Genomic DNA, 15,719 nt, shown 5'->3' with positions numbered 1-15,719 from the left:
CGGCGTGCCGGCCGCCAGTGCACGCGGGACCGGCCGTACCGGCTATGTTGTGGGCGTGCAGCTGATCGTGGTGACGGTACCGGGCCCGCGGTGATCCATTTTCCCGCCGTCCGGCAGGGGCCGTTACGCGCCCTCAGCCTGAGAGTCCTCGCCGCCGTCGGCCTGGTGTTGATCATCGTTTTCGTGGTCTACCTGGACCGGGACGGCTACCGGGACGTCAACGAGGACAACCTCACCCTGCTCGACTCGGCCTACTACGCCGTGGTGACCCTCTCCACCACCGGGTACGGCGACATCACTCCGGTCTCACCCTCGGCCCGGCTGGTGAACGTCCTGGTGATCACCCCGGCCCGGGTGCTCTTCCTGATCATCCTGGTCGGCACCACACTGGAAGTCCTGACCGAGCAGTACCGCACCAACCTCCGCATGACGCGGTGGAGGAAAACTGTGAAGGACCACGTCATCATCTGCGGCTACGGCACCAAGGGCCGCAGTGCCATCAGCGCCCTGCTGGAGACCGACTTCGACAAGTCGAGGATCGTGGTGGTCGAGAAGAGCGCGACCGCCGTACGGCAGGCGACCTCCGCCGGCCTGGTCGCCATCGAGGGCTCCGCCACCCGTTCCTCCGTGTTGAACGAGGCGCACGTCAAGAACGCCAAAGCGGTGATCATCGCGACCGACAGCGACGACGCCTCGGTGCTGGTCGCCCTGACCGTGCGTCAGCTCACCGCCGGCCAGGTACGGATCATCGCGGCGGTACGGGAGGCGGAGAACGCGCCCCTGTTGAAGCAGAGCGGCGCGCACCACGTGATCGTCTCGTCGGCGACGGCGGGGCGGCTGCTCGGCCTCTCCACCTCCGCGCCGCCGTTGATCGACGTGGTCGAGGACCTGCTCACCCCGGGACAGGGCATGGCGCTGGCCATGCGCTCGGCCGAGCGGCACGAGGTCGGCACCTCGCCCCGTGAGGTGGAGTCGCTGGTGATCGCGCTGATCCGGCGCGGCAAGGTGGTCTCCGTCGTGGAGCCGGCCGGCGTCAAGATCGAAACCGGGGACATGCTCGTCTACGTACGCGACGACCGCTCGACCTCCTCCGCGTCGTCCGCCTGACCGAGCGGCCCGGCCGCGAGTGGGCCAGACCAGACGGTCCGCGAACAGTGGAAGGCCCGGAACGACGATGGGCCGCACGGTCACCCGTGCGGCCCATCGTCGTGTCGGATGCCGGTGCGGCTAGAGGATGGTCCAGGTGTCGCCGCTGTTGAGCAGCCCGGCGAGCTGCTGCTCGGGCGTCTCGGTCTGGGTGGACTGGGCGGACCGGACCTGCTCCTGCACGATGCTGTCGTAGGAGGGGCGGGAGACGCTGCGGAGCACCCCGATCGGGGTGTTGCGCAGGTCGAAGCCGGGCAGCCGGGACAGCGCGAACGCGTACGCCGGCTCGTTCACCCGGGTGTCGTGGACGACGATCTCCTCGGGCCGTACCGAGGCGGTTTCGCGTACCTCCAGGCCGAATCCACCCGGCGTCTGTACGACGCAGAACTGCCCCTGCGCGCCGAACGTGATCGGCTGCCCGTGTTCCAGCCGGATCAGGTAGTCGTCCCGGGTCGCCGGCTCCTTGAGCTGGTCGAACGCGCCATCGTTGAAGATGTTGCAGTTCTGGTAGATCTCCACGAACGCCGAGCCCTGGTGCTCGGCCGCGGCCCGGAGCACCGACTGGAGGTGCTTGCGGTCGGAGTCGATGGTGCGGGCGACGAAGGTCGCCTCCGCGCCCAGCGCCAGCGACAGCGGGTTGAACGGGGAGTCCGCCGAACCGACCGGGGTCGACTTCGTGATCTTGCCGACCTCGGAGGTGGGGGAGTACTGACCCTTGGTCAGCCCGTAGATCCGGTTGTTGAAGAGCAGGATCTTCAGGTTGACGTTGCGGCGCAGCGCGTGGATCAGGTGGTTGCCGCCGATCGATAGGGCGTCGCCGTCACCGGTCACCACCCAGACCGAGAGGTCCGGGCGGGAGACCGACAGGCCGGTCGCGATCGCCGGGGCCCGACCGTGGATCGAGTGCATGCCGTACGTGTTCATGTAGTACGGGAAGCGCGACGAGCAGCCGATACCGGAGACAAAAACGGTCCGCTCGCGCGGGATCTGCAGCTCGGGCATGAACGACTGCACCGCGGCGAGGATCGCGTAGTCACCGCAGCCGGGGCACCAGCGCACCTCCTGGTCGGACTTGAAGTCCTTCGCGGTGAGCTTGAGGGCGACGGGCTCAGGCATTCTTGACTACCTCTTCCAGCATGGTCTCCAGCTCGGTGGCGGTGAACGGAAGGCCCCGGACCTGGTTGTAGCTGATCGCGTCGACCAGGAAGCGGGCCCGGATCACGTGGGCGAGCTGGCCGAGGTTCATCTCCGGGATGACCACCCGGTCGTACGCCCGTAGCACCTCACCGAGGTTGGCGGGCATCGGGGACAGGTGGCGCAGGTGCGCCTGGGCCACCGAGAGCCCCCGCTGGCGCAGTCCGCGGCACGCGGCGCCGATCGGCCCGTAGGTCGAGCCCCACCCGAGTACGAGCACCCGCGCGTCGCCGTCCGGGTCCTCCACCTCCAGGTCCGGCACCGGAATGGCCTCGATCCGGGCCGCCCGCGTACGGACCATGAAGTCGTGGTTGGCCGGGTCGTACGAGATGTCGCCGGTCTTGTCGGCCTTCTCCAGACCACCGATCCGGTGCTCCAGGCCGGGCGTGCCGGGAATCGCCCACGGCCGGGCCAGGGTCACCGGGTCGCGCAGGTACGGCAGGAAGGTGGTGCCGTCCTCGCCGTTGGGCTCGGTGGCGAACTCCACCTGGAGATCGGGCAGGGAGTCGACGTCGGGCAGCAGCCACGGCTCGGAGCCGTTGGCGACGTAGTTGTCCGACAGCAGGATCACCGGCGTGCGGTAGGTCAGCGCGATCCGGGCCGCCTCGATGGCGGCGTGGAAGCAGTCCGACGGGGAGCGGGGGGCAATCACCGCTACCGGGGCCTCGCCGTGCCGGCCGAACAGCGCCATGTTCAGGTCGGCCTGCTCGGTCTTGGTCGGCATACCGGTCGACGGCCCGGCCCGCTGCACGTCCACGATCACCAGTGGCAGCTCCAGGGCCACCGCGAGCGAGATCGTCTCGCCCTTGAGGGCCACGCCGGGGCCACTGGTGGTGGTGACCCCGAGGGCGCCGCCGTACGACGCGCCGAGCGCCGCGCCGATCGCGGCGATCTCGTCCTCGGCCTGGACGGTCGTGACGCCGAACCGCTTGTGCTTGCTCAGCTCGTGCAGGATGTCCGAGGCCGGGGTGATCGGGTAGGCGCCGAGGAAGACCGGCAGCTTGGCGCGGACGCCAGCGGCGACCAGGCCGAGCGAGAGCGCGGCGTTACCGGTGATGTTCCGGTAGGTGCCCGGGCTCATCTTGGCCGGCTTGACCTCGTATCGGACGCCGAAGTCCTCGGTGGTCTCGCCGAAGTTCCAGCCGGCCTTGAAGGCGGCGGTGTTCGCCGCGATCAGCTCGGGCCGCTTGGCGAACTTGGTTTCGAGGAAGCGGATGGTGGACGCGTACGGCCGGGAGTACATCCAGGAGAGCAGGCCGAGGGCGAACATGTTCTTGGCTCGCTCGGCGTCCTTCTTCGCGACGTTCAGCTCCGTTAGGGCGCCGATGGTCATCGAGGTCAGCGCGACCGGGTGCAGGGCGTAGCCGTCGAGCGAACCGTCCTCGAGCGGGCTCACCGTGTAACCGACCTTGGCCAGGTTGCGCCGGGTGAACTCGTCGGTGTTGACGATGATGTCCGCGCCCCGGGGCAGGTCGACCAGGTTCGCCTTGAGGGCGGCCGGGTTCATCGCGACCAGCACGTTCGGCGCGTCGCCCGGGGTGAGGATGTCGTAGTCGGCGAAGTGCACCTGGAAACTCGACACCCCGGGCAGGGTGCCGGCGGGCGCCCGGATCTCGGCCGGGAAGTTCGGCAGGGTCGAGATGTCGTTGCCGAGCTGCGCGGTTTCCGAGGTGAACCGGTCCCCGGTGAGCTGCATCCCGTCGCCGGAGTCGCCGGCGAACCGGATCACCACCCGATCCAGTTGACGGACCTGCTTGGTCACGTGACCTCCTGTTGCCGGCGGCGGGTTTCGTACACCGATGGTCCATCCCCGCCTGTCTCTCAACCGAGAGCCTACGTCGGACCGTTAGGTAAACCTTCCCCCAGGTCCGCCGGATGGGAAGGGCAAGAAAGGGCATTTGCCAGTATTTGGTGGGTCAAACTCAATCGACGTAACTCAGATCACTGGGGTTTCTGTCCGATTCCCCGTCCATCATCGCTCGCGATCCAGGGCCGTCACCGGTGAATCCGCCGGCCAGCAGCGGTCGGAGATCCGCGCCACGTCGGAACCAGGCGGGCACCGACCCGCCATCGGGTCAGGGCGTGTGTCGACGCAACGTCACGGCCGCGAGGGTCAGCGCGAGGACCACCAGCAGCCCGGAGACCACGATCAGGCCGATCGCCGTCCGCTGGACCCCGTTGTCCGGCTGCGACACCGGCCGCACCATCGGCAGCAGGCCCTGGGAGCCGGTCGGCATCGCGCCGACCCCTTCGGACGGGACGCCGGCCACCGCCGCCGTGATCCGGAAACTCATCTGCATCCGGCCGGTGCGGCCCTGGCTCGGGATGATCGTGCCGATCACGGCGCCGGAGAGGGGTGCCATCCGCTGTGCGGCGGGGGTGGCAGCGACCGAAAACCGTGCGGTGGCGGTCTGGCCGGCGGCGATCCGGCCGAGTTCGCAACCGAGCCGGGACGTACCGGTCTGATCCGGGTTGGCCGGGGCCGGGTCGTCCGGGGTGGGGGCGGTGGCGCGGCAGCCGTGCGGAAGGGCCGGCACCGTCACACCGTCCGGCAGGATGACCTCGACCGTCCCACCTGCCTCGGTCACACCGGTGTTGCCGAGCCGGACCACCAGCGTGCTCGGCTGCCCGGTCGTGCCGAAAGCGATCTCGTCGGCGGCGAGGGTCACCCCGGCCGCCGGTGGGCCCGGCGGGAACAGCACCGCGAAGCCCTCGTCGTCATTCACCGATCCGGCATCGGGCCGTGCCGGGTCGACGGCGGTGACCTGCACGGATCCGGCCAACGGCATGCGTAGCCAGGCGTTCGCGTCGACGAGCACCCTGATCCGCGTGCTGAACTGGGCACCCGCCGCCGTCTGCCAGGCGCCGCACCGGTACGTCCCGCCCGTGACCGGTGCACAGCCCGGCGTGCCGGCGTCGGTCAACCCGGAGGGCAGCGAATAGCGCAGCCGTACGAGCTGCGTCGTCTCGCCGGTGTTGCGGATCGTCACCTGTAGCTCGGTGGTGGTGCTCCGGGCACCCCAGTAGGCGCTGGTCAGGCTGATGTCACCGGTGCTGACCAGGACGCCGAGGCGGGGCTGGCCGGGTTCCGGCGGCCTCGGGATCGTGGTGGGTGGCGGGCTCGACTGGCCGGGAGCGGTGGTCGGCGGCGGGTCGGCCGGCGGAGACGGGCTCTGGCTCGGCTCGTCGCTCGGCTGCGTACTCTGCCCGGGGCTCGGTGTGGGGCTCTCCGGGGGCGTGCTCGGCACAGGCGTGTTCGTCGGCGGTTCGGTCGACGGCGGGGTGCTCGGTTCGGGGTCCGGATCCGGGTCGGGATTGGTCCGCTCCGGAGCCGTCCCGCCGTTGCCGGGCACCTCGGTCGCGGCCAGCATCGTCGCCGCCGAGGCGGCGGAGCGGTCGGTGCCGGCCACTCCGATCACGATGATTCCGGTGGCGGTGAGCAGGGTGAGTGCTACGGCGGCCAACGCCCCGTGCGCCCGGTCGCGGTCGGCCTCGCGGCGGCGGCCGGTCCAGGGCGTGCGAGTACGCCGTCCGAACTCGACACGCGCCATCGATCCTCCGGTGCTCAGCCCTGGTGGACTCATTATTCGGCGTGCCCGGTCCCGGTACACCACTGCCAACGCGGAACAAATGCGTAACGAGCGCATGGCGGCCGTCAGCGTATGTTGACGGCTCGGGGTATCGTCAACGTATGTTGACGACGATGGGAAGGTGATCTACATGGCCGTGGTCGCACAGGACTCCGCCGACGACCCCCGGCGCGCGTTACGTGCCGCCGGAGACCTCCGCCGGGACGCCGAGCGGGCCGAAGCCCTCCAGGTGCGACGGGCCCGCAACGCCGGCCTTGAGTGGGCCCAGATCGCGACGGCCCTCGGAGTCAGCACCCGGGAGGTACGGCGCAGGTACGGCACCCGCCGCCGACTGCTGCGCGCCGGTGCGTGAGACGCGGGCGAGCCGCGCCGGGCGGGCGGTACGGGTAGGCTCCCGCCCATGACCGGCTACCTCGGGTCGTACGCGACGCTCGGGCTCCTGTTGCTCGCCAGCGTCCTGGTCTTCGTCGGCGCGTTCTCGGCGAACCGACTGCTCCGACCCGCCCACCCGGCGGACCCGCCCGGAAAGCGGACGACCTACGAGAGCGGTGTCGACCCGGTCGGCAGCGGCTGGGCCCAGGTGCAGATCCGCTACTACGTCTACGCCTACCTCTACGTGCTCTTCGCGGTGGAGGCGGTCTTCCTCTTCCCCTGGGCGGTCGTCTTCGACCGGCCCGGCTTCGGCCTGGTGACCGTGGTCGAAATGGCGATCTTCGTGGCGGTGCTGGCGCTCGGCATCCTCTACGCCTGGCGTAAGAACATCCTCCGCTGGGCCGACTGAGGGGTAAGGAAGGGCCCCTTGTTATCGCTTTCGGTAGAGGAAGGGCCCCTTCCTAACATCCTTGACGGGCGAGCGGCGCGCGCGGGCGACGCGGGCGGGCGACGCGGGCGGGCGACGCGCGGGCGAGCGGGCGGGGCGTAACGAAGGTCAGGCGAGGCCGCGGCGGGAGAGGGTCGGCGGACGGTCGCCCCGGATCGAGGCGACCATGTCGAGGGCCCGGCGGGTCTGACGTACCTGATGTGCCCGGAACACCCGGGCGCCGAGCCAGGCCGAGACGGCGGTCGCCGCGAGCGTCCCCTCCAGCCGTTCGTCGACCGGCAGGTCCAGCGTCTCGCCGATGAAATCCTTGTTCGACAGGGCCACCAGCACCGGCCAGCCGGTCGCGGTCATCTCCCCGAGCCGCCGGGTCACCTCCAGCGAATGCCGGGTGTTCTTGCCGAAGTCGTGCGCCGGGTCGATCAGGATCCCGTCCGGGCGCACCCCGAGGGCGACCGCGCGGTCGGCGAGCCGGGTGACGGTCGAGACGACATCGTCCACCACGTCGTCGAAGGCGGCCCGGTGCGGCCGGGTACGCGGGCTGAGCCCACCGGCGTGCGAGCAGACCAGCCCCGTACCGGTGTCGGCGGCGACCTGGGCGAGCGCCGGGTCGGCCCCGGACCAGGTGTCGTTGAGCAGGTCCGCGCCGGCGGCGACGGCCTCGATCGCCACCTCCGCCCGCCAGGTGTCGATCGAGATCACCACCTCGGGGAAGGCGGCCCGTACGGCGGCGATGGTGGCCACCGTACGGCGGATCTCCTCGGCCACCCCGACCTCCGCGCCGGGGCCCGCCTTCACCCCGCCGATGTCGATGATCCGTGCCCCCTCGGACACCGCCTGCTCGACCGCCCGCAGCGCGGCGTCCGCGGCGAAGGTCGCCCCCCGATCGAAGAACGAGTCGGGCGTACGGTTCACGATCGCCATGACGACCAGGTCACCCGGGGGGAAGGCCTGCCCGCCCAGCCGTAGCGTCCGCTCCATCGCAGAACCTCCCTCTCGTCCGGTCGCCGATCACCACGACGCTAACTGGGTGTGGTGGACCGGGGTGCGACGGGAGTCGGGCGGGGTGGCGGGGTCGCCCGCCCGCTCCGGTCGTGACACGATCCTTCTATGGGCCAGTTTCTCCTCCTCCTGGTGGTGGCGTTGACCGCCGCGGCGGTCGTCTTCGGTGTAACCGTGCTGCTCACCGGGGGCGATCCCGGCATGGTGCAGGCCGAACCGGACGGCCGCGCGGTGCCCCTGCCGACCAGTCGTCCATTGGCGGAGTCCGATGTGAGCGAGCTGCGGTTCGACACCGCGTTGCGCGGGTACCGGATGAGCCAGGTCGACCAGGCGTTCCAGCGGGCGGCCTACGACATCGGCTACAAGGACGAGCTGATCGGCGTACTGGAGGCGGAGGTGGAGGCGTTGCGCGAAGGTCGTAACGCGGACGCCGACGCACTGCGTCAGGCCCGGGTGGCCGCGCTCGCGCCGGGCCACCCCAGCACCGCTGGAGAGGCGCCCGACCCCGCCGGAACCGACGATGCCGGTGTCGCCGCCGCTTCGGAGCCACCGACGGCTTCGGGCCCGGCCGCACCCGCACCCGCACCCGCAGCCGCAGTGGATTTGACGCCAGCCGTGCCGGCGACCACCACCCAGGCCCCGAAGACGTCACCGGAGCCGGCCGGCGAGGCTGACCCGGAGGAGGCGCCGGCCTCGGTACCGGCCGACAGCGGCGGCGGTCCGGCGCTGCGGACGGAGCGCGGGTGACCGGGCCGGAGAAACCGGAGGGCTGCGAGGACGTCGCGCAACCGGGTGCCGGCGAGGTCACCGCGACGGTGATCGTGGGGGCCCCGGCGGCGACGGTCTTCGCCGGTTTCACCGCCTGGGAGCGGCAGTCCGACTGGATCCCGTTCACCCGCGTCCGGGTGGTGCGGGGGGACGGTGGCGAGGGAAGTCTGGTCGAGGCGGTGACCACGGTCGGTCCGGCGGTGCTGCGCGACGAGATGCGGGTGGTCCGGGTCGACGCCCCGTACGAGCTGCGAGTGGTCCACTGTGGGCAGCTGCTCCGTGGCCCCGGCGTGCTGCGCTGCACCCCGATGGAGCGGGACCGGACCCAGGTGGTCTGGCACGAGTGGTTCCACCTGCCCGGCGGCACGGCGGGCCGATGGGCCTGGCCGCTGCTCTGGCCCGGTTCCAAGATCAGTCTCAGTCAGGCCCTGAAGCGGTTCGCCCGGCTGGTCGAGAGCGGGCAGTTGCCCTGATCACGGCGTTGGCGCCGGGCAACCGGGCTGACCTACGGTAGTGACCGTGACGGATCTGGTGATCGGTGCGGACGGGTTGGCCCGGTGCGGTTGGGGTGCGAGCACGCCCGACTACGCGACGTACCACGACCGGGAGTGGGGACGGCCGCTGCGCGGCGACGACGCTCTGTTCGAGCGGCTCACCCTGGAGGCGTTCCAGTCCGGGCTCTCCTGGCTGACCATCCTGCGCAAGCGGGAGGCGTTCCGGGCCGCGTTCGACCGGTTCCACCTGGAGACCGTGGCCGGTTACGACGAGTCGGACGTGCGGCGGCTACTGGACGACGCCGGAATCGTGCGCAATCGCAGCAAGATCGAGGCGGCCGTCAACAACGCCCGTGCCGCGCTCGACCTCCCGGACGGGCTCAGCGCGCTGCTCTGGAGCTTCGCCGGTCCGGCCCGCCCGGCCGGCCCACGCTTCCTCGCCGACGTGCCGGCGCACACGCCCGAGTCGACCGCCCTGGCCAAGGCGCTCAAACAGCGCGGCTTCCGGTTCGTCGGACCGACCACCGCGTACGCGTTGATGCAGGCGACCGGCATGGTCGACGACCACCTCGTCGGTTGCCATGCCCGGTCGTTCCGAACCGCCGAACAGGCCGTGATGGGATAGGAGCCATGGGGCAGTGGAACGAGGCGCGGGCATGAGCGCCTGGGCGGTGGTCATCAGCGACGAGCGGTACGAGTCCGAGCGGCTCTTCCACCACGACACGCTGGAGTTCGCCGGACTCGACGGGCGACACCGACCGGCCAGCGGCGATCCCGTGCTGGTGCTGCGCGACGGCGCCGACCCGCTGCTGGTGGCGCTGGGCCGGATCGCCACGTCCGGGGCCGACCCGGCACGGAAGCCGGACGACCCGCTGGGGGCCGACGAAGCCGGGGCGCTCACGGTGGCGTACACCCGGCGGGTCTTCGACAGCCCGGCCGAGGTCGACGGCCTCAGCCTCGACGGACCGCTGACCCCGGTCGACCCGGAGACCTACCGGGCGCTGGCCGACCGGGTGGGTCCGGCGCCCTCGCGCAGCACCTGGCTGGTCAGCCTGGACCTGCCGATCGAGGCGGCGACGCCGGCCGAGGCGGTCGCGCTCTTCTGGTCGTACGTGCGGGAACTGGGACCGCGGGAGTTGCCCGCGTTCGTCTCGCCCGCCGGCAACGAACTCGCCATGCAGGCGTTCGTGCTCGGTGCCGAGGCGAACCAGGACCCGGAAGAGGACGACGACTGAGCCCGTCCACAGCGTGGCGGGCCGGACGACCGGCCCGCCACGCGGACGGGTTCAGCGACCGACGAAGACCGGTCGCTGCTTGTTGACGAAGGCGTCCGTGGTCGAGCGGTGGTCCTCGGTCGCACCGCAGATCGACTGCGCCTGAGCCTCGGCGGCGAGCGCCTCGGAGAGCGTGCCGGCGTCGCCGACGGAGAGCTGCCGTTTGATCGCCCCGTACGCCACGGTCGGTCCGGCGGCCAGCCGGGCGGCCAGTTCCTGAGCGGCGGGCAGCACGTCCTCGTCGTCGTCGACCAGCTTGGTGAGCAGGCCCAGCCGGTCCGCCTCGGCCGCCGGCACCGGTTCGGCGAGCATCAGCAGCTCGACCGCCTTGGCGTGACCGACGAGGCGGGGCAGCGACCAGGAGGCGCCGGTGTCGGCGGCGAGCCCGACCTTGGCGAAGGCCATCAGGAAGCTGGTGCCAGGGCCACCGACCCGGAAGTCGGCGAGGAAGGCCAGCGAGGCCCCCGCGCCGGCGGCCGTGCCGCGTACCGCGGCCACCACCGGCTTGGGCAGGTTGCCCAGCCGGGCGGCGATCGGGTTGTAGTGGGCCCGTACGGTGCTCAGCGGGTCGGCCCGGTTGGTACGCAGCGTCTCGACGTGTTCCCGTAGGTCCTGACCCGTGCAGAAGGCGCGCCCCGCGCCCGCCAGCACCACCGCGCGGCAACTGCGGTCGGTCTCCAGCATCGCCAGCGCGTCGCGCAACGCCTCCTTGAGCGGGACGTTGAGCGCGTTCATCGCCTCGGGGCGGTTGAGGGTCAGGGTGACGACGGCGTCGGCGCGCTCGATGAGCAACGGCTCGGTCACGATTTCTACGGGCCCTTCTGTCGGAGAACCTTGCTGCTGGCGTCGAGGCAGTGCTCGACGTAGCGGTCGGCGGCGGGACGCAGGCGGGCGGCGTGCCGGTCGAAGAAGACGGCCGCGCTGGTGCCGGGCCACCGTTCCGGCAGTAGCGCCGGGGGCAGCTGCGGGTCCCGAAAGAGGAAGGTACGCCAGGCGTGCACGAGGCGGAAGCGGGCCGCGTACGCGTCCTCGTCGTCGCTGCGTGCGGTCACCGCGCCGAGCGATGCCCGCTGCTCGGCGATGAACCCCTCGTACGCCCGGCCGATTTCGTCGAGGTCCCAGGCGCGGCGGACCAGCCCCATCGCGCCGGGCGTACCGGCGGCGTGCGCGGCGGAGAAGCGCTCGTAGCGGACGCCGGCCTCGGTGAGCATCGTGTCCACCTCCTCGCCGGGGCGGGGGGCGACCCAGGTCTGCTCGTCCAGCATGCCGTAGCCGAGAAAGGCCAGGCTGGTGTCGAGTCGCTGGCGGTCCCGGCGGGCCGGTGGCGGGCGCAGGACGATCAGATCGAACCGTCCGTCCCAGCCGATCTTGCCGGTGCGGTAGATTCGGGAGGCGGCCTCGTCCAACCGTCGGTTGGCCTTGGGGCTCAGCAGATAACCGGGACCGGAGTTCAGCCGGGCCGGATAGAGCCAGCCCTGACGGACCATGCGGGAGACCGCCGTCCGTACCGCCGGTGGCGCGATCCCGAGCGGTGCGAGAAGCTTGACCAGGGCGGCGACCGGCGCGCGGCCACCTCGGGCGCGCAGATAGTCGCCGTACAGGTCGAAGAGTGCCGACCGTGCCTGCATGACCGCACATTGTGACAGCCTCTCGCAAGATATGCTAGACGCTGTTACAGCCTTGCTGGTTCAGTTTGGGTCCGGCGGTGTTCATCAGGGAAAATCGTTGGTCGGCACCGCGGGCCGTGAGCGCGGTGCTGTCGACGAAGTGGATGTGGGGCAACCCACCGACCCTGGTGAAGGTCTGAGGGGAGACAACATGGCGGCGATGAAGCCGCGGACGGGCGACGGTCCGCTGGAAGTCACCAAGGAGGGCCGGGGCATCGTCATGCGGGTTCCGCTGGAGGGTGGTGGCCGGCTCGTCGTTGAGATGACTCCAGACGAGGCCAACGCGCTCGGTGACGCGCTGAAGGCCGCCGCCGGCTGAGTGATGAAGGAGGCCCGGGCACGCCGCGTGCCCGGGCCTCCTTCCATCTGGGCCACCGGCGCCGCCGGTGGCCCGAACCGTTGCACCGGCCCTCAGCGTGCTCCCAGCAGCGCGCCGGCCGCACCAATCGAAGATCTACTGGAGGTACGGTCGGCGTGCTCAGCATCCGTCTCGTCGCCGATCCCACCGGGTTCGACGCCCTTGTCCTGCCGGTACGACCGGTCACCCCGCCCGTCGACGGCCCCCGGCCCGACACCACGGGTCCGGACACTCCCGAAGCGCCTCCCGGCGCCACCCCGATCGCGGAGGTGCCACCGACCTCGCTCGCTCTGCCGGCCGACCTGCTGGCCGAGGCGAACGCGCTGCTGCCGCTGGTCGAGCTGACCGGCACCGCCGGTGCCAGCCACCTGACGGTCCGGGCGCTACGTGAACCCCGCCGGCTCCTGCTCGTCGGGATCGGCGCCGGGGACGAGGCCGGTTGGCGGGCGGCCGGGGCGGCGATCGCCCGCACCGCCGCACATGAGACTTCGATCACTATAGCGATGCCGTCCGATGCCGGAACGGAAGCCGTACGCGGTCTCGCCGAAGGGCTCTGGCTCGCCTCGTACCGGTTCCGTCTGCCGGAGCCGGCGGAGGTCGCCGACCGCGACGCCGAACTCGGTGAGGTTCTGGTCGCGGTCGCCGATCCGGACGCCCACCAGACGGCCCTGAACCTGGCCCGGGTGACCGCCCGGACCACCCGGCTGGCCCGGGACCTGACCAACACCCCGTCCTCGGTGAAGTCCCCCGAGTGGCTCGCCGACCAGATCGTCGCCGCCGCCGCCGAGTACCCCGAGCTGCGCATCCGGGTCCGCGACCCGGAGCAGCTCGCGGAGGAGGGCTTCGGCGGCATCCTGGCCGTCGGCGGCGGCTCCGCCACCGGCCCCCGCCTGGTGGAACTCGGCTGGCAGCCGGCCGACGCCCGGACCCACGTGGTCCTGGTCGGCAAGGGCATCACCTTCGACACCGGCGGCATCTCGATCAAGCCCCGGGATGCGATGAAGCTGATGCGCAAGGACATGGCCGGTGCCGCCGCCATCCTCGCGGCCACCATCGGCGCCGCCGCGCTCCGGCTGCCGGTACGGATCACCGCCCTCGCCCCGCTCGCCGAGAACATGGTCAGCGGCTCGGCGTTCCGCCCCGGCGACGTGGTCCGCCACTACGGCGGCCTCACCAGCGAGACGACCAACTCCGACGCCGAGGGACGGCTGGTGCTCGCCGACGCGCTCGCGTACGCGGTCGAGCAGCTCGAGCCGGACCTGCTCATCAACATCGCCACCCTCACCGGCGCCAACGCGGTGGCGCTCGGCAAGCGGCACGGCGCGCTCTACAGCGAGAACGACGAGCTGGCGCGGGCGCTGATCGACGCGGGCCGCGAGGCCGGCGAGCTGTCCTGGCGGATGCCGTTGCCGAACGACTACGTCGAGTACCTCGGCAGCGACATCGCCGACCTCTACAGCGCCCCGGCCGCCGGTGCCGGCTCGGTGACCGCCGCGCTCTTCCTGCGTGAGTTCACCGGCCCGCTGCGGGACCGCTGGGTGCACGTCGACATGTCCGCGCCCTCCTGGGCCGAGGGCAACGACGGTGTGCTCGCCAAGGGTGCCACCGGCTACGGCGTGCGTACGCTGCTGCGCTGGCTGGGCGGGCTGGAGTAGTCCCTCGGTGTCCCGCCGCCGTACCGGTCGATCGGGCGGTGTGATCGGGTTGCCCCACGGGAGACGTCCCCCGAGTGGTTATGTGGGGATGGTGGGTCGGCTTCGGCGCCGCAGTGGCGGGACAACCCGGGGGACAAGATGGCTTCGCTCGAATACTCCACCTTCATCGCGCCGCCCAAACCGGTCGTCTCCGACAGCCCACCGCCGGGCGAGACGGAGCGGAGATGGTCTCCGACCACCGCCACGCTGATCTACGGCGACCGGGACGCGGTCCTGGTGGACGCGCTGATGACGGCCGAGGAGGGACGGCACCTGGCCGACTGGGTGGCGGCCACGGGCAGGAACCTCACCACGATCTACATCACGCACGGCCACGGGGACCATTTCTTCGGCGCGTCGGTGCTGCTGGACCGCTTTCCGGAGGCGAGGTTGGTCGCCACCGTCCGGGTCGTCGAGCGGTTGCGTCAGCTCTGCGGCCAGGAGCAGGCCGACTACTGGCGGTCCCGTTTTCCGGGGCAGCTTCCCGAGCGGCTGGTGATGGCCGAGCCGATGTCGGACCATGCGCTCGTGTTGGAGGGCGAGCGGCTGGTCGCGGTGGAGCTGGGTCACAGCGACACCGACGACACGACCGCCCTCTACGTCCCCACCATCGGGCTCGTCGTCGCCGGTGACGCCGTCTACAACGACGTACACCTGCATCTCGGTGAATCCGGCGGCGGCCGGGACCGGGCCTGGCTGGACGCGCTGGACACCGTCGAGTCGCTCCACCCGGTCAACGTGGTCGCCGGGCACAAGCGTGACGGTGCCGACGACGGCCCGCAGATCATCGAGGAGACCCGGGCCTACATCCGGGACTTCGAGACCGAGGTGGCGCGGACGAGCAACGCCCTCGACCTGTACGAGGCGATGCTCGCGCGTCACCCCCACCGGGTCAACAAGGGCATTCTCTGGGACTCCGCCAGGGCGGTGAAGGACTGACCCTGATCGGTCATCCCCGTTTGATCGCGGCGAGCAGACCCTCGCCGGCGGGGAGCAGTGCGGGAATCCAGTCCTCGGACTCGCGTACCGCCTTGACGATCTCGCGGACGGTGACGGTGGTCAGGTCGCGGGCGGCCGGGTCGCTGATCCGACCGCCGGCCAGTGCGCCGTGCAGCACCAGCGCGCCGCCGGGGCGGAGCAACCGCAGCGCGGCCTCCACGCACGCGCTGTACTCGGTCGCGTCGGTGTCGGCGAAGACCAGGTCGTAGACGCCGTCGGCCAGTCGCGGCAGCACGTCGAGCGCCCGGCCGGTGATGATCCGGGTACGCCCGGCCGGAAAACCCGCCTCCTGGAAGATGCGACGGGCGATGCGCTGGTGTTCGGCCTCGACGTCGATCGTGGTGAGTACGCCGTCCGGGCGCATCCCGCGCAGCAGCCAGAGCCCGCTGACCCCGGTGCCGGTGCCGATCTCCACCACCGAACGGGCGCTGCCGGCGGCGGCCAGCAGCCGGAGAGCGGCGCCCGCGCCGGGCGTGATCGCGGGCAGACCGACCTCTCGGGCGAGACTGCGGGCGGTCTGGAGGACGAGGTCCTCGGCCACGTACGCCTCGGCGAATCCGAGTGCCTGGGCGGTCATCGTGGTGACTGACCGATCGACCATGGCGATGGGGCACCTCCGCAGAGCGGCGAGGGTGGACAGGGGCGGTTGCGGTATGAGCCTAAGGGCGGCGGTCTCCGACCGACAGCGTCCCACCGGTTCGGAGTCCACGACGGAC

At 71.3% G+C, this 15,719-nt stretch carries 17 protein-coding genes; 10 read left to right on the top strand and 7 right to left on the bottom strand.

Features of this window, described 5'->3' with window-relative positions; genetic code table 11:
• Positions 1-90: 90 nt before the first annotated feature.
• Positions 91-1,107, top strand: a complete 1,017-nt coding sequence (locus BDK92_RS15325; RefSeq protein ID WP_121157332.1) for a potassium channel family protein — start codon at positions 91-93, stop codon at positions 1,105-1,107.
• 120 nt (positions 1,108-1,227) lie between these two features.
• On the opposite strand, the gene BDK92_RS15320 is transcribed toward BDK92_RS15325, so the two are convergent.
• The 3 genes from BDK92_RS15320 to BDK92_RS15310 form a co-directional block, all read right to left on the bottom strand.
• Entirely contained in the window at positions 1,228-2,262 is a 1,035-nt protein-coding gene (locus tag BDK92_RS15320; RefSeq protein WP_121157331.1) for a 2-oxoacid:ferredoxin oxidoreductase subunit beta, read from the bottom strand.
• Complete coding sequence (locus tag BDK92_RS15315) at positions 2,255-4,102, bottom strand: 2-oxoacid:acceptor oxidoreductase subunit alpha (protein ID WP_121157330.1); 1,848 nt, start codon at positions 4,100-4,102, stop codon at positions 2,255-2,257. The genes BDK92_RS15320 and BDK92_RS15315 overlap by 8 nt, the downstream gene beginning before the upstream one ends.
• 313 nt (positions 4,103-4,415) lie before the next feature.
• A complete protein-coding gene (locus BDK92_RS15310) occupies positions 4,416-5,891 on the bottom strand; it encodes a hypothetical protein (RefSeq protein WP_246017048.1) in 1,476 nt (491 codons plus the stop codon).
• Positions 5,892-6,060: 169 nt separating this feature from the next.
• Between BDK92_RS15310 and BDK92_RS15305 the strand changes: the two genes are divergently transcribed.
• Together BDK92_RS15305 and ndhC are read left to right on the top strand one after the other, a co-directional pair.
• The gene (locus BDK92_RS15305) at positions 6,061-6,282 is read left to right on the top strand and encodes a hypothetical protein (protein ID WP_121162172.1); all 222 of its coding nucleotides are present in this window, start codon (positions 6,061-6,063) and stop codon (positions 6,280-6,282) included.
• 48 nt (positions 6,283-6,330) lie between these two features.
• Entirely contained in the window at positions 6,331-6,711 is a 381-nt protein-coding gene (ndhC, locus tag BDK92_RS15300) for an NADH-quinone oxidoreductase subunit A (protein WP_121157329.1), read from the top strand.
• Positions 6,712-6,858: 147 nt separating this feature from the next.
• Here the strand turns inward: ndhC and folP are convergent, their stop codons facing one another.
• A complete protein-coding gene (folP, locus tag BDK92_RS15295; protein ID WP_121157328.1) occupies positions 6,859-7,728 on the bottom strand; it encodes a dihydropteroate synthase in 870 nt (289 codons plus the stop codon).
• A 129-nt stretch (positions 7,729-7,857) separates the two neighbouring features.
• Here folP and BDK92_RS15290 point away from each other — a divergent pair, with 129 nt between their 5' ends.
• The 4 genes from BDK92_RS15290 to BDK92_RS15275 are packed head-to-tail and all read left to right on the top strand — an operon-like array spanning position 7,858 to position 10,246.
• Positions 7,858-8,496: a DivIVA domain-containing protein gene (locus BDK92_RS15290; protein WP_121157327.1), complete on the top strand. Its 639-nt coding sequence runs from the start codon at positions 7,858-7,860 to the stop codon at positions 8,494-8,496.
• The gene (locus BDK92_RS15285) at positions 8,493-8,990 is read left to right on the top strand and encodes an SRPBCC family protein (protein ID WP_121157326.1); all 498 of its coding nucleotides are present in this window, start codon (positions 8,493-8,495) and stop codon (positions 8,988-8,990) included. The genes BDK92_RS15290 and BDK92_RS15285 overlap by 4 nt, the downstream gene beginning before the upstream one ends.
• 46 nt (positions 8,991-9,036) lie before the next feature.
• Entirely contained in the window at positions 9,037-9,636 is a 600-nt protein-coding gene (locus BDK92_RS15280) for a DNA-3-methyladenine glycosylase I (protein WP_121162170.1), read from the top strand.
• A gap of 31 nt (positions 9,637-9,667) precedes the next feature.
• Positions 9,668-10,246, top strand: a complete 579-nt coding sequence (locus BDK92_RS15275) for a hypothetical protein (RefSeq protein ID WP_121162168.1) — start codon at positions 9,668-9,670, stop codon at positions 10,244-10,246.
• 51 nt (positions 10,247-10,297) lie between these two features.
• Here the strand turns inward: BDK92_RS15275 and BDK92_RS15270 are convergent, their stop codons facing one another.
• Together BDK92_RS15270 and BDK92_RS15265 are read right to left on the bottom strand one after the other, a co-directional pair.
• On the bottom strand, positions 10,298-11,089 hold the full coding sequence (locus BDK92_RS15270; protein ID WP_121157325.1) for an enoyl-CoA hydratase-related protein: 792 nt from the start codon (positions 11,087-11,089) through the stop codon (positions 10,298-10,300).
• Between the two features lie 5 nt (positions 11,090-11,094).
• Positions 11,095-11,913, bottom strand: coding sequence for a PaaX family transcriptional regulator (locus BDK92_RS15265; RefSeq protein WP_121157324.1), 819 nt, complete (start codon positions 11,911-11,913; stop codon positions 11,095-11,097).
• 190 nt (positions 11,914-12,103) lie between these two features.
• Here BDK92_RS15265 and BDK92_RS15260 point away from each other — a divergent pair, with 190 nt between their 5' ends.
• The 3 genes from BDK92_RS15260 (at position 12,104) to BDK92_RS15250 (ending at position 14,943) form a co-directional block, all read left to right on the top strand.
• Positions 12,104-12,271, top strand: coding sequence for a DUF3117 domain-containing protein (locus BDK92_RS15260; protein ID WP_007455245.1), 168 nt, complete (start codon positions 12,104-12,106; stop codon positions 12,269-12,271).
• A gap of 155 nt (positions 12,272-12,426) precedes the next feature.
• Complete coding sequence (locus tag BDK92_RS15255) at positions 12,427-13,965, top strand: leucyl aminopeptidase family protein (RefSeq protein ID WP_121157323.1); 1,539 nt, start codon at positions 12,427-12,429, stop codon at positions 13,963-13,965.
• 138 nt (positions 13,966-14,103) lie between these two features.
• Positions 14,104-14,943: an MBL fold metallo-hydrolase gene (locus tag BDK92_RS15250; RefSeq protein WP_121157322.1), complete on the top strand. Its 840-nt coding sequence runs from the start codon at positions 14,104-14,106 to the stop codon at positions 14,941-14,943.
• A gap of 10 nt (positions 14,944-14,953) precedes the next feature.
• Here the strand turns inward: BDK92_RS15250 and BDK92_RS15245 are convergent, their stop codons facing one another.
• A complete protein-coding gene (locus BDK92_RS15245; protein ID WP_121162166.1) occupies positions 14,954-15,544 on the bottom strand; it encodes an O-methyltransferase in 591 nt (196 codons plus the stop codon).
• Positions 15,545-15,719 lie beyond the last annotated feature (175 nt).

The organism is Micromonospora pisi, assembly GCF_003633685.1.
GTDB classification, from domain to species: domain Bacteria; phylum Actinomycetota; class Actinomycetes; order Mycobacteriales; family Micromonosporaceae; genus Micromonospora_G; species Micromonospora_G pisi.
Note: the sequence above shows the minus strand (reverse complement) of the source record. Positions and strands in the feature narration are given on the sequence as shown.